This window comes from Streptomyces orinoci (genome assembly GCF_003121295.1).
Lineage (GTDB): Bacteria > Actinomycetota > Actinomycetes > Streptomycetales > Streptomycetaceae > Streptomyces > Streptomyces orinoci.
In genome coordinates this window covers 698,302-711,088 of record NZ_PHNC01000031.1, presented here as the reverse complement: position 1 = coordinate 711,088, position 12,787 = coordinate 698,302, and the positions used below count along the sequence as shown (strand labels likewise).

The window sequence follows — 12,787 nt, the reverse complement described above, 5'->3', positions numbered from 1 at the left end:
GGCGCCTATCAGGGGCGCGGGGAACTGCGCGACCAGCCACAGACAACCCGCGCCTGGCACACGGCGGAGGCCACCCGGACCGGGGGGCAGAGGCTCTTCCTGCGGGCCCGGAGCTGTCCGCGTCACCGCCGCCGCATCGGCTCCGGTGCCTTGCCGTGACCCTCCACGGTGACCACCGAGCCGCCCGGGTTGACGGTCACCCGTGCGTTCCAGGACCCGGCCGGTTCCCGGCCGGGGAGTACCGAGGCGGTCAGGGTCCGGCTCTCGCCGGGGCGCAGGACACCGCCGGAGCGGCTCAGGCGCAGCCAGCGGGCGTCCGGGACGGCCGACCAGTGAACCTCCTCGCCACCGCTGGCGGTCAGGGTGATCAGCGTGCCCTCGGCGCTGGGCTGGGCCTCCACGGTGAGCCGTCCGGGGCCGGGCCAGGGGGCCGGCGGGAGGTTGCCGGGCGCGGGGGCGCCGGGCCGGCGGCCGTGCGCGTACGGGCCGGTGCGGCCGGCGGCGGAGCCGGGGGTGCCGGCGGTGGCCCGGGGATGGCCGGGTGCGCCGGTGCCGCCGTGGCCGGCGGCGACCGAGGCGGCCTCGGCGTCCTGTCCGAGCGGGGTGCCGCGGTGGGCGGCCCACAGGGCCAGCACCGGGGCGGCGACCACGGTGGCGACCACGGTGGTGGTGAGCGCCCGGCCGCGCAGCCGGTCCCGCCCGGCGGTGAGGTCTTCGGGGGGCAGCGGGAAGCCGTTGCGGTCGTAGCGCGGCGTCTGGCGGGGGACGGTGCGGTGGCGGACCGGGCGGCGGGCCTGGGCGCAGACCATGGCGGCGCGGGCGGCGGCCCGGGGCGCGGTGAGGACGGGCAGTACGGCGGCCGGGGCGTGGGTGCCGGGCCAGGACCCGCCGACCGGGGTCCGCTCGGCGGCGCGGCGGCAGTCGGGGCACTCGTCCACATGCCGGACCAGTTCCCGGCGCAGGGTGGTGCCCAGCAGCAGGGCGTGCCCGCTCCGGGCGCCCTGGTCGGTGGCGATGCCGACGAAGCGGGCGAGGACCGGGCAGCGGCCGGACTCCACCACGGCCAGCGCGGTGCGGGTGCGTTCCACTTCGCAGGCGGCGCTGGCCAGCAGGGCCCGTGCGGCGTCGTGGTCCAGGCGCAGCACGGCGGCCACCTCCTGGCTGGACAGGCCGTGGCGGACCGCCAGTTCCAGGGCTTCGCGCTGTTCGGGGGTGGTGCCGGCGGCCTCCGGCCAGGCGAGCCGGGCGAGTTCGGCGTGCCGGTGGGGTTCCTGGGCCTCGGAGGCGGTGGCGGGGACGGTGGTGTGCGGGAGCCGGCGCAGGCACTCCCAGCGGGCCAGGGCGTAGAGCCAGGGGCGCAGCAGTTCTCCGGCCGGGGCGCGGTCGGCGCGGCGTTCGGCCTGGGCGAGGACCTCGCCGAGGGCGGCGGTGGCCGCCTCGTGGTCGCACAGGACGGACAGGCAGTAGGTGAACAGGCCGTCCAGGTGCGGCTCATAGCGCAGCGGGGGCCGGGGGGCGTGGACGGCTGCGGGCTGGACGACCGGGGTCTGGGCGGCGCGCGGCGCACGGCGGTGTGCACGGTGCGCGCCGGTGGCATGCGGGGGCCGCTCGGGCCTGCTCGTCATCATTCCGGCGACGGTAGGGCGAGGCGGAAGCGGCGTTGGTGATGCGCCCCGGCGACTACCCCATACGGGTGGTGCGCTCCCACGAAGGGGGACAGGAACCGTACATTCCGCACAGCTCGCAGCCCACGGCGCACGCCGGAGCGCGGCCCTGCCTGAGCCCTTGCCGGGGTCTTGCCGGGCCCTTACCGGGGCCTTCCGGGGCCCTCGCCGGGACCTTTCCGCGGTCCTTGTCGGGACCTTTCCGCGGCCCATGTCAGAGCGCACCGCTACCGTGACTGCCATGGCTGCCCGTACCTCCCGCTCGTCCGCCAAGGACCGGCCCTCCTTCCGCTGCACCGAGTGCGGCTGGACCACCGCCAAGTGGCTCGGCCGCTGCCCCGAGTGCCAGGCCTGGGGCACGGTCGAGGAGTACGGCGCGCCCGCCGTGCGGACCACCGCGCCGGGCCGGGTGACCTCCGCCGCGCTGCCCATCGCGCAGGTGGACGGCAAGCGGGCCACCGCCCGCAGCACCGGGGTGAGCGAGCTGGACCGGGTGCTGGGCGGCGGGCTGGTGCCCGGCGCGGTGGTGCTGCTGGCCGGCGAGCCCGGTGTGGGCAAGTCCACCCTGCTGCTGGATGTGGCGGCCAAGGCGGCCTCGGCCGAGCACCGCACGCTCTATGTGACCGGCGAGGAGTCGGCGAGCCAGGTGCGGCTGCGCGCGGACCGCATCGGTGCCCTGGACGACGACCTCTTCCTGGCCGCCGAGACGGATCTGTCCGCGGTGCTGGGCCATCTGGATTCGGTCAACCCCTCGCTGCTGGTGCTGGATTCGGTGCAGACGGTGGCCTCCCCGGAGATCGACGGCGCCCCCGGCGGGATGGCCCAGGTGCGCGAGGTGGCGGGCGCGCTGATCCGCGCCTCCAAGGAGCGCGGGATGTCAACCCTGCTGGTCGGCCATGTCACCAAGGACGGCGCCATCGCCGGCCCCCGGCTGCTGGAGCACCTGGTCGATGTGGTGCTGCACTTCGAGGGCGACCGGCACGCCCGGCTGCGCCTGGTGCGCGGGGTGAAGAACCGCTACGGGGCCACCGACGAGGTGGGCTGCTTCGAGCTGCACGACGAGGGCATCACCGGCCTGGCCGACCCCAGCGGCCTGTTCCTGACCCGGCGCGCCGAGCCGGTGCCCGGCACCTGCCTGACCGTCACCCTGGAGGGCCGCCGCCCGCTGGTGGCCGAGGTGCAGGCGCTGACGGTGGACTCGCAGATCCCCTCTCCGCGCCGTACCACCTCGGGCCTGGAAACCTCCCGGGTGTCGATGATGCTGGCGGTGCTGGAGCAGCGCGGCCGGATCAGCGCCCTGGGCAAGCGGGATATCTACAGCGCCACCGTGGGCGGGGTGAAGCTCTCCGAGCCGGCCGCCGATCTGGCGGTGGCGCTGGCCCTGGCCAGCGCGGCCTCGGATACCCCGCTGCCGAAGAACCTGGTGGCCATCGGCGAGGTGGGGCTGGCGGGCGAGGTGCGCCGGGTGACCGGGGTGCAGCGGCGGCTGGCCGAGGCGCACCGGCTGGGCTTCACCCATGCTCTGGTGCCGTCCGACCCCGGCAAGGTGCCCGCCGGGATGCGGGTGCTGGAGGTGGCGGACATAGGCGAGGCGCTGCGGGTGCTGCCGGGGAAGGTGCGGCGTCAGTCCCCCGCGCATGCTCGGCCGGAGGACGCCCCTCTTCAACCGGCCCGACGCCAGTAGACTTTCCCCTGGTCCCGCACCTGCGCACGAACACGACCGGTTACGTGTGCGGCGCGTCCCGCGGCCATCGTTGACCATGCGACCGGAGGAGTGCAGTGGCAGCCAACGACCGGGCATCGGGCCCCGGCAAGGCCGGGGGCGGCTCCGGGGCCGAGCTGATGCGCGCATCGCTCAGTGCGGTCGCACCGGGTACGGCCTTGCGCGACGGCCTGGAGCGGGTGCTCCGGGGCAACACCGGCGGGCTCATCGTGCTGGGCATGGACAAGACCGTGGAGTCCATGTGCACCGGCGGTTTCGTCCTGGATGTGGAGTTCTCGGCCACCCGGCTGCGTGAACTGTGCAAGCTGGACGGGGCGCTGATCCTGGACAAGGACATCACCAAGATCGTGCGGGCGGGCGTCCAGCTGGTGCCCGATGCCTCCATTCCCACCGAGGAGACCGGCACCCGGCACCGCACCGCGCAGCGGGTCTCCATCCAGTGCGGATACCCGGTGGTCTCGGTGAGCCAGTCGATGCGGCTGATCGCGCTCTATGTGGGCGGTGAGCGGCGGGTGCTGGAGGAGTCCGGCGCCATCCTCTCCCGCGCCAACCAGGCGCTGGCCACCCTGGAGCGCTACAAGCTGCGCCTGGACGAGGTCGCCGGGACGCTCTCCGCGCTGGAGATCGAGGACCTGGTCACCGTCCGGGATGTCACCGCGGTCTCCCAGCGGCTGGAGATGGTGCGCCGGATCGCCACCGAGATCGCCGAATATGTCGTCGAGTTGGGTACGGACGGACGGCTCCTCTCGCTCCAGCTGGACGAGTTGATCGCCGGCGTGGAGCCGGAGCGGGACCTGGTGGTACGGGACTACGTTCCCGAGCCCACCGCCAAGCGGACCCGTACGGTGCCGGAGGCGCTCGCCGAGCTGGACTCGCTCTCCCACGCGGAGCTGCTGGAACTGCCCATCGTGGCCCGCGCCTTGGGCTACAGCGGCTCGCCGGAGACACTGGACTCGGCGGTCTCGCCGCGGGGTTACCGGCTGCTGGCCAAGGTGCCGCGGCTGCCCGGAGCGATCATCGAGCGGCTGGTGGACCACTTCGGGGGTCTGCAGAAGCTGTTGGCGGCTTCGGTGGACGATCTCCAGACGGTGGACGGCGTCGGCGAGGCGCGGGCCCGCTCGGTACGGGAGGGTCTGTCGAGGCTGGCGGAGTCATCCATCCTGGAGCGGTACGTCTAGCACTCCGGGAGCGCCCCGCCAGGGGCGCGGGGCGGCCACATTATGCGGCTCCGCCGCGTGGGCGCGACCAGCCACAGCGGACCCGCACCTCACAAGCCACCCCTAAGACCCATTGAGCACAAACTCCACCCGATCCGTAGCGCCGGCAACCCTCACCTCGACCCGGTAGGTCCCGGGAGTAACCACCGCCCCCGCCGCGCCGGGCGTCGCACAACGCGGCACACTGGCCTGCCGGTCCCACTCCACAACCCGCTTGGTCTCGCCGGAGCCCGGCACCTCCAGCAGGACCGCGCCGGTGCCGCGCGGGCAGTCGTCCGAGGCCCACACCGCGTGTTCGCCGGACCGGTCGGTGATCCGCAGCACCGCCGCCGGCGAACCGAAGTCCACCTTGCAGGCACCGCTGCCGGAGTTGCGCACCACGATCTCGAACTGGGGCTTCTCACCCGGCCCATAGGAGTCCTTGACGCTGCGTACCGTCAGGTGCAGCACCCCGGACGTACAGTCCGGCACCGGTGAACCGGCCGCCAGCACACGGCCGTTGCCGGTGCCGAGCACTCCGGCCGCCGGGCCGCCACTCCCCCCTGAACCGCCCGTACCGCCCGTACCGCCCGACCCGCCGGAACCACCCGTGCCGCCTCCCGAGCCGGAGCCTCCGGAACCGCCCGTACCGCCCGAGGTGCCGCCGGACTCATCGCGCCCGCCCGGCCGTTGGCTGATCTGCGGGCCGGAGGGCGTGGGCCCGGGAGTAATCGTGGCCTCCGTGGGCGGCGTGCCATGGGCGCCGTCGTTCTTGCCGCTCTGCGAGCCCCCGCCGTCCCCGCCGCCGAGCAGCCACACGATCAGCAGCACCAGGAGGATGACCAGGGCGAGCACAACTCCCCTCCGCCGCCAGTAAATGGAGGAGGGAAGGGGCCCGATCGGATTGCGCAGAGATCCCACGCGAAGACTCTACGAGAGAACCGGCGCGGCTCCACCCCGTACCCGCCGTAGGAGTGCCTACTTTTCCCATCATCTGCCCACAGCCCCACCTGTCACACCCGTTCCGGACGATCTCCCCCTCCACGATTCCCCTCCGGCACAGAGGACTTCGGGCGCAACGGCCGCACAACCGCTCACAACGGCCGGAAAACACCTCCCGGATATCACGCGCGCCCCATTGAGTAGCCCTCATCACTCACAACGCAGGAGGGCACCATGCGAAGACTTCACGCCACCGCACTGACCATGCTGGGCGCGGCACTTGCCGCCACCCTGGCGGCCGCCCCGGCGCAGGCCGCGCCCGGCGACACCATGACGCTGTGCGGCAGTGTCCGCACTCCGGCCGGCTGGGTCGATGTCAACTGGGGCATCAGCGGCTCCTGTGGCGCCACCACCAGTCCCAACGTCAAGATGGTCAAACAGCTGACCGGCCTTCCAGTGGGCACCACCGTCAACGCCTGCGCCACCACTTACCCCCCGGCCGGCTGGGTCCAGGTGAGCAGCTACTACAGCAGCGGCTGCCAGGCGTTCCTCAACCCGAGCCTCAACCCCAACGCATGGACGCTCAGGCGCGTTTCCTAGCCGGCCGCGTCAACGGCCTTGGTCTTCGGGCCGCCACTCGGCCTTGTGCCCGAACCCCCGTCCGTTGTCCACCAGTCGGAGCCAGTCGGGGCGCAACTCCCAGAGTTCGGTGCTCTCCACGGCCCGGCGCAGCCGCTCGGACCGTTCCACATAGGGAAAGCGGGCCCGGTACACCGCCCAGGCCGCCGCACGCTCCGCGCCGCCGAGCACCCGGCAGCGGCCCCGTCCCTGGAGCCCGGTGAGCGCGGTCCACTCCTGGTCGTCACGCTGGGCGGTGAAGGCCACCCGCCCGTCCCCGGCCAGCAGCGCCCGGCCGTGCCGGGTGCCGGGCGAGGTGACGAAGTACAGCACCGGCGGCCCCCCGGCGGGCGCGTGGGACGGCGCGTAGAACACCGCGCACGCCTGGGGCCCGTCCGCGTCCGTGTAGGCCAGGGTGAGCGTGGTGTGCGCATCCAGCGCGGCGCTGAGCTCCGGGTCCATGGCGCCATTGCACCACGCGGGGCCTTCGTACGACGCGGGGCCTTCGCACCATCCATCGCCACCGCACCATCCATCGCCACCGCACCACGCGGAGCCCTCGCACCACGCGGAGCCACCGCACCACGGGGAACCGTCGCACCATGCAAGCGCCGCTCAGCCCCGGTGGCAGATGAACTTTCGCAGACCGTCCGGGCCGACCTCGGTGATCGAGCTGGGGCAGCCCTGCGGGCACCGTGGGGCCACCGCGGCGGAGTTGCGGTAGCGCTCCGGGGGGTGGCGGCAGGTGGAGCAGTACCAGCCCGGGGCCAGGGCGGGTACGGGCGTCATGTCCCACCACAGCGGGTTGGCGCACACCCGGCAGCGGACCAGGGGCGGGGCTTCGCGGCCGGAGTCCATGCCGCAGATGATCGCCCCAACCGGCCGCCGCCGGGCCCGGGTTGCGCTCTCGTCACCCGAACGTGCCCGCCCGGTCCGCCTGCGCGTTTTTGGCCCAGGGCCCCGGCGTGCCAGGATCCACAGACCATGACTACCGCGCCCCCGCTGCCGCACGCCCCCGTCCTCGACTGGTTCGCCGAGCACGCCCGCGATCTGCCCTGGCGCCGCCCGGAAGCCGGGCCCTGGGGCGTGATGGTGAGCGAGTTCATGCTCCAGCAGACCCCGGTCAGCCGGGTACTGCCGGTGTACGAGCAGTGGCTGGCGCGCTGGCCGCGCCCGGCCGATCTGGCGGCCGAGCCGCCCGGCGAGGCGGTGCGCGCCTGGGGCCGGCTCGGCTATCCGCGCCGGGCGCTGCGGCTGCATGCGGCCGCCACGGCGATAGCCGAGCGGCACGGCGGCGAGGTGCCCAGTGATCACGCCCAGCTGCTGGCGCTGCCGGGGGTGGGCGAGTACACCGCGGCCGCCGTGGCCTCCTTCGCCTATGGCCGGCGGCACCCGGTGCTGGACACCAATGTGCGCCGGGTCTTCGCCCGCGCGGTGACCGGGGTGCAGTACCCGCCCAATGCCACCACCGCCGCCGAGCGGGCGCTGGCCCGGGAGCTGCTGCCCGAGGACGAGGCGCGGGCGGCCCGGTGGGCCGCCGCCACCATGGAGCTGGGCGCGCTGGTCTGCACCGCCCGTACCCCCGACTGCGCCCGCTGCCCGATCGCCGCGCACTGCGCCTGGCGGGCGGCCGGCTCCCCGGCGCATGACGGGCCGCCGCGCCGTGGCCAGAGCTATGCGGGCACCGACCGCCAGGTGCGCGGCAAGCTGCTGGCGGTGCTGCGCGAGGCCACCGGCCCGGTGCCCCAGCGAGCGCTGGACGCGGTGTGGGACGAGCCGGTGCAGCGGGCCCGGGCGCTGGACGGTCTGGTGGCGGACGGCCTGGTGGAACCGCTGGCGGATGGCACCTACCGGCTCCCGCTCACCTGACGTGAACCGGACAGAGCCGCTCTTTCCTCCCCGCTGTTACACAACCTATGGACAGCTGTGCTCCAGCCGAAGGGCTGCTGCACATCGCGTTGCAACAGCTCATCCGTAGCGTCCTTACCCGTGCTGGAGGACTGACCAGCGCGAGGCAGGCACGGGGAACGCAAGCGGAATGGAGGCTGCGAGTATGGCCAGCAGCGGCAAGGTTCTGGACTTCGAAGAGTACGTTCGCAACCGTCAGGACGCCCTGCTGCGCAGCGCCCGGCGGCTGGTTCCGGACCCCATTGACGCTCAGGACCTGCTGCAGACCGCCCTGGTCCGCACCTATGGCCGCTGGGAGGGCATAGCGGACAAGTCGCTGGCCGACGCCTACCTCCGCCGCGTCATGATCAACACGCGGACCGAGTGGTGGCGCGCCCGCAAGCTGGACGAGGTACCCACCGAGCAGCTCCCGGACGCCAGCGTGGAGGACGGCACCGAGCAGCACGCCGACCGCGCCCTGCTGATGGATGTGCTGGCCGTGCTGGCCCCCAAACAGCGCAGCGTGGTCGTGCTGCGGCACTGGGAGCAGATGAGCACGGAGGAGACCGCCGAGGCGCTGGGGATGTCCACCGGCACGGTCAAGAGCACCCTGCACCGGGCGCTGGCCCGGCTCCGCCAGGAGCTGGAGAGCCGTGACCTGGACTTCCACGCTCTGGAGCGCAATGAGCGGGGGCGCGAACGGTGCGCGGCCTGACCAAGGCGGCAGTGGGCAAACCTGCACTGATCACCGGCGGGGCGGTCACGGCGATGGCCGTGGCCGCCGGTTTGCTGCTCGCCGGATGCAGCACCGGCAGCGAGGGCGTCCGCAAGGAGGGCCCGGCACAGACCCAGTCCAGCGCCAAGCCCGGCAAGCAGCCCGCGGCCTCCGCGCCCACCCGGGAGAAGGTGGACGCGGTCAAGCTGATCAAGAACGATCCCAAGGTCAGCGACGCGGTCAAGAAGAACTTCAAGCCCTGTGTGAAGAACGAGTACCCGGTCGATGTCATATACGGCCAGCTGACCGGCGGTGACCGCGACGATGTGGTGGTCAACATACTGACCTGCGGAGATGCCATCGGCATCGGTTCTTATGTGTACCGTGCGAAGGGTGACTCGTATGTGGACGTGTTCGCCACCGAGCAGTCCCCGGTGTACGCCGATATCGACCGCCGGGATCTGCAGGTGACCACCCAGGTGTACGGAGCCGGCGACCCGGTCGCCGATCCCTCCGGCGAGGAAGTGGTGACCTACCACTGGTCGGACAACCAGTTCCGGGAAACCGGGCGTACCCACACCGACTACAGCAAGGTCGGGGCGGGCAACGCTTCCAAGAGCATGTTCCAGGGAACGGAGGGCTGAGAGAGCGGTGGCCGATACCCATGTGCTCTTCGTCGAGGACGATGACGTCATCCGGGAGGCGACCCAGCTCGCCCTGGAGCGGGACGGCTTTGTGGTCACCGCGGTGCCGGACGGGCTGCAGGGGCTGGAGAGCTTCCGCGCCCAGCGGCCGGACATCGCCCTGCTGGATGTGATGGTGCCGGGCCTGGACGGCGTCAGCCTGTGCCGCCGCATCCGGGACGAGTCCACGGTGCCGGTGATCATGCTCTCCGCCCGTGCCGACTCCATCGATGTGGTCCTCGGCCTGGAGGCCGGCGCCGACGACTATGTCACCAAGCCCTTCGACGGCGCCGTGCTGATGGCCCGCATCCGGGCCGTGCTGCGCCGCTTCGGCCACGCCGGAGCAGCCGGCCAGGCGGGCGACGGGCCGGACGAGGGCATGGCGGGCGGGGTGCTGCGCTTCGGCGACCTGGAGGTGGACACCGAAGGCATGGAGGTCCGCCGCGGCGGGGTGCCGGTCGCCCTGACCCCCACCGAGATGCGGCTGCTGCTGGAGTTCTCCGCCGCGCCCGGCACCGTGCTCTCCCGGGACCGGCTGCTGGAGCGGGTCTGGGACTACGGCTGGGGCGGTGACACCCGGGTCGTGGACGTCCATGTCCAGCGGCTGCGCGGCAAGATCGGCCAGGACCGGATCGAGACCGTACGCGGCTTCGGCTACAAGCTCAGGGGCTGACCACCGGTGCCCGCCCCCCTCCCCCGCCCATCATGGTGAAGCTCGCGCTCCGCAGTGGCATCCGCTGGAAGGTCTCCCTGGCCATCGCGCTGGTCGGCGCGCTGGTGGCGGTGGCGCTCAGCCTGGTGGTGCACAACGCCTCCAGGGCGTCCCTGCTCAATGGCACCCGGGATGTGATGGACCAGCGGGTCCAGGTCGCCGAGCGCTACTACAGCACCACCGGCCGCACCATGCTGCGCGCCAAGATCAATGATCCGGCGCTGCCCAAGCCGCTGCAGGAGGCGGCCGGCCTGGGCCAGCGGGCCACCTACCTCCAGGACTCCGACAACGGGGCGCCCGAGGTCTGGGCCTCCATGCCCACCCGCAACGGCAAGATCATCTCCATGCATGCCCAGTTCAAGGACCGGCTGAAGATCCTCAGCGATCTGGACCGGTCCCTGATCATCGGCTCGGTCTCGGTGGTCCTCGGCGGCTGCGCCCTGGGCATCCTGGTCGGCGGCCAGCTCTCCCGCCGGCTGCGCAAGGCCAGCGCCGCCGCCCGGATGGTGGCCGACGGCAATACCGAGGTACGGGTCCGCGAGGCCATCGGCGGCCGGGTACGCGACGAGACCGATGACCTGGCCCGCGCGGTGGACGGCATGGCCCAGGCGCTCCAGCACCGCATCGAGGCCGAGCGCCGGGTGACCGCCGATATCGCCCATGAGCTGCGCACCCCGGTCACCGGCCTACTCACCGCCGCCGAACTGCTGCCCCCCGGCCGGCCCACCGAACTGGTCCGGGACCGGGCCCAGGCCATGCGCACCCTGGTCGAGGACGTCCTGGAGGTGGCCCGCCTGGACGGCTTCGCCGAACGGGCCGAGATGCAGGAGATCGAACTGGGCGAGTTCGTCCAGCGCCGGGTCCGTACCTTCTCGCCCGAGGCGCAGGTCAGCGTGGCCCGGCACGCCTATGTCTCCACCGACCCGCGCCGCCTGGAACGCATCCTGGGCAATCTGCTGGCCAACGCGGGCAAGCACGGCAAGGGGCCGATCGAGGTCACCGTGGACGGCCGGGTGATCCGGGTACGCGACCATGGCCCCGGCTTCCCCGAGGAACTGCTGCGCGAGGGCCCCAGCCGGTTCCGCACCGGCAGCGAGGACCGCGCCGGCAAGGGACACGGCCTGGGCCTGACCATCGCGGCGGGCCAGGCCCGCGTCCTGGGCGCCCGCCTGACCTTCCGCAATGCCGACCCGGAGGCGGGCGGCGGCGCCATCGCCGTCCTCTGGCTGCCGGAGTCATCCCCGACCAGCACCGGCACCTTCCCGCTGATCCAGGTACCGGACTGAGCTCTGGCTACAGCCCCCGGCGGCTACAGCCCCTGGCCCTTGCCGCCCATAAAGGCCGCCGGGTCCACCGAGGTGCCGTAGTGCGGGGTGGTCCGGATCTCGAAGTGCAGATGCGGACCGGTGGAATTGCCGGTGGATCCGGAAAGCCCGATCTCCTGCCCGGTGTCCACGCTCTGGCCCACCGCCACCTTCACCTGGGAAAGGTGCGCGTACTGCGAGTAGGTGTTGTCGTCGTGCCTGACCACGATGGCATTGCCATAGGCCGGACCGTCGCCGCCGCCATTGGCCCCGGCCTTGACCACCGTGCCCCGGTGCACGGCCTTCACCGAGGTGCCGCTGTCCACCACCAGGTCCTGGCCGCTGTGCTTGGCGGCCCACATCCTGCCGTCGATACCGAAGGGCTGGCCGGTCTGATAGCCGTCCACCGGCTTCACCCAGCCATTCGCCTTCTTCGCGGCCTCCTCGGCCTTGCGCTTGTTCTCCTCGTCCCGGCGCCTGGCCTCCTCGGCCTTGTGTCCGGCCTCCTCGGCCGCCCGGCGCTCCCGCTCGGCCACCTTGGACTGGGTCCCCGCCTGCGCCGTCAGGGCGTCGCCCAGCGCGGCGGTGTCGGCGAAGCCGCCCACCGTGCCCTCGGCGGCGGACGCCGAACCGGGGCCGGTGCCGGAACCGGTGCCAAAGGCCACTCCCAGCCCAATGGCCAGAGCGGCGGTGGCGGCGGCGTGCACGGCAATGCGCTTCGACATGGAAAACCTCCAGACATGACCGGATCCCGGCTGCGGGCCGGGATCGCCATTCCTGGATAACGGGCGGTTCGCGGGGCGGACAAACGGGCCCGGTACGGCCTCCCTTCGTACCCGCACACCGCCTTGCGGGCCTAAGCCCCGTGGGCCGCCTACTACTCCCGCCCGTAGGTGACCCGCCCCACGTGCCCCTTGTCACCCGAAGCCCGTCCGCCGGTCCCTGCCCGGCGGTACGCTCCCGGCACACGATCGCGACCGCTGGGGGGCATATGTCCGACGATTCCCGCTTCGACGACATCGAACTGGCCGAGGCCGTCCAGGCCATACGCACCGGCCTGACCAGCGCGGCCACCGCGGGCGAGGGCCAGGACCTGGCCTTTGACGTCGGGGAGATCACCATGGAGTTCACGGTCGAGATGCGCAAGGACGTCCGCGGCTCCGGCCGGGTACGCGCCTGGGTGGTCAACGCGGGCGCAGAGGGCTCCCGGGGCTCCACCCACACCCACAAGGTCACCTTCACCCTGCTGCCCAGGGACAACCGCACGGGCGCCAGCTGGCGGGTGGGGAACGAGCGACCCGGGCGGGTGACGCGGTTCGGAGCCGTCGAGGAATGAGCCCTTT

At 72.8% G+C, this 12,787-nt stretch carries 14 protein-coding genes; 9 read left to right on the top strand and 5 right to left on the bottom strand.

All coding sequences use genetic code 11. The features are described from left to right. Nucleotides 1-122: 122 nt before the first annotated feature. The gene (locus CV755_RS25505; RefSeq protein ID WP_153068752.1) at nt 123-1,628 is read right to left on the bottom strand and encodes a BACON domain-containing protein; all 1,506 of its coding nucleotides are present in this window, start codon (nt 1,626-1,628) and stop codon (nt 123-125) included. 277 nt (nt 1,629-1,905) lie between these two features. Between CV755_RS25505 and radA the strand changes: the two genes are divergently transcribed. Next, on the top strand, nt 1,906-3,348 hold the full coding sequence (radA, locus tag CV755_RS25500) for a DNA repair protein RadA (RefSeq protein WP_109282612.1): 1,443 nt from the start codon (nt 1,906-1,908) through the stop codon (nt 3,346-3,348). 95 nt (nt 3,349-3,443) lie between these two features. After that, complete coding sequence (gene disA, locus CV755_RS25495; RefSeq protein WP_109282611.1) at nt 3,444-4,565, top strand: DNA integrity scanning diadenylate cyclase DisA; 1,122 nt, start codon at nt 3,444-3,446, stop codon at nt 4,563-4,565. A 102-nt stretch (nt 4,566-4,667) separates the two neighbouring features. On the opposite strand, the gene CV755_RS34350 is transcribed toward disA, so the two are convergent. Beyond that, the gene (locus tag CV755_RS34350) at nt 4,668-5,438 is read right to left on the bottom strand and encodes a hypothetical protein (protein ID WP_338323694.1); all 771 of its coding nucleotides are present in this window, start codon (nt 5,436-5,438) and stop codon (nt 4,668-4,670) included. Nucleotides 5,439-5,759: 321 nt separating this feature from the next. Here CV755_RS34350 and CV755_RS25480 point away from each other — a divergent pair, with 321 nt between their 5' ends. Next, on the top strand, nt 5,760-6,125 hold the full coding sequence (locus tag CV755_RS25480) for a hypothetical protein (RefSeq protein ID WP_109282609.1): 366 nt from the start codon (nt 5,760-5,762) through the stop codon (nt 6,123-6,125). A gap of 9 nt (nt 6,126-6,134) precedes the next feature. Here the strand turns inward: CV755_RS25480 and CV755_RS25475 are convergent, their stop codons facing one another. Together CV755_RS25475 and CV755_RS25470 are read right to left on the bottom strand one after the other, a co-directional pair. Further along, on the bottom strand, nt 6,135-6,605 hold the full coding sequence (locus CV755_RS25475) for a pyridoxamine 5'-phosphate oxidase family protein (RefSeq protein ID WP_109282608.1): 471 nt from the start codon (nt 6,603-6,605) through the stop codon (nt 6,135-6,137). Between the two features lie 153 nt (nt 6,606-6,758). Then, nucleotides 6,759-7,001: a hypothetical protein gene (locus CV755_RS25470; RefSeq protein WP_109282607.1), complete on the bottom strand. Its 243-nt coding sequence runs from the start codon at nt 6,999-7,001 to the stop codon at nt 6,759-6,761. 126 nt (nt 7,002-7,127) lie between these two features. Here CV755_RS25470 and CV755_RS25465 point away from each other — a divergent pair, with 126 nt between their 5' ends. The 5 genes from CV755_RS25465 to cseC all read left to right on the top strand — a co-directional run bounded on the left by CV755_RS25465 (nt 7,128) and on the right by cseC (nt 11,426). Continuing rightward, on the top strand, nt 7,128-8,012 hold the full coding sequence (locus CV755_RS25465; RefSeq protein WP_109282606.1) for an HhH-GPD family protein: 885 nt from the start codon (nt 7,128-7,130) through the stop codon (nt 8,010-8,012). Between the two features lie 184 nt (nt 8,013-8,196). Then, on the top strand, nt 8,197-8,745 hold the full coding sequence (locus tag CV755_RS25460; protein WP_109282605.1) for a SigE family RNA polymerase sigma factor: 549 nt from the start codon (nt 8,197-8,199) through the stop codon (nt 8,743-8,745). After that, entirely contained in the window at nt 8,733-9,389 is a 657-nt protein-coding gene (locus CV755_RS25455) for a hypothetical protein (RefSeq protein ID WP_109282604.1), read from the top strand. The genes CV755_RS25460 and CV755_RS25455 overlap by 13 nt, the downstream gene beginning before the upstream one ends. A gap of 7 nt (nt 9,390-9,396) precedes the next feature. Then, on the top strand, nt 9,397-10,101 hold the full coding sequence (gene cseB / locus CV755_RS25450) for a two-component system response regulator CseB (protein ID WP_109282603.1): 705 nt from the start codon (nt 9,397-9,399) through the stop codon (nt 10,099-10,101). 32 nt (nt 10,102-10,133) lie between these two features. Continuing rightward, entirely contained in the window at nt 10,134-11,426 is a 1,293-nt protein-coding gene (gene cseC, locus CV755_RS25445; RefSeq protein WP_109282602.1) for a two-component system sensor histidine kinase CseC, read from the top strand. Nucleotides 11,427-11,449: 23 nt separating this feature from the next. On the opposite strand, the gene CV755_RS25440 is transcribed toward cseC, so the two are convergent. Beyond that, nucleotides 11,450-12,169, bottom strand: coding sequence for a M23 family metallopeptidase (locus CV755_RS25440; protein ID WP_109282601.1), 720 nt, complete (start codon nt 12,167-12,169; stop codon nt 11,450-11,452). Nucleotides 12,170-12,435: 266 nt separating this feature from the next. Between CV755_RS25440 and CV755_RS25435 the strand changes: the two genes are divergently transcribed. Then, nucleotides 12,436-12,780 (top strand): trypco2 family protein, encoded by a 345-nt coding sequence (locus tag CV755_RS25435; protein WP_109282600.1) that lies wholly within the window; start codon nt 12,436-12,438, stop codon nt 12,778-12,780. Nucleotides 12,781-12,787 lie beyond the last annotated feature (7 nt).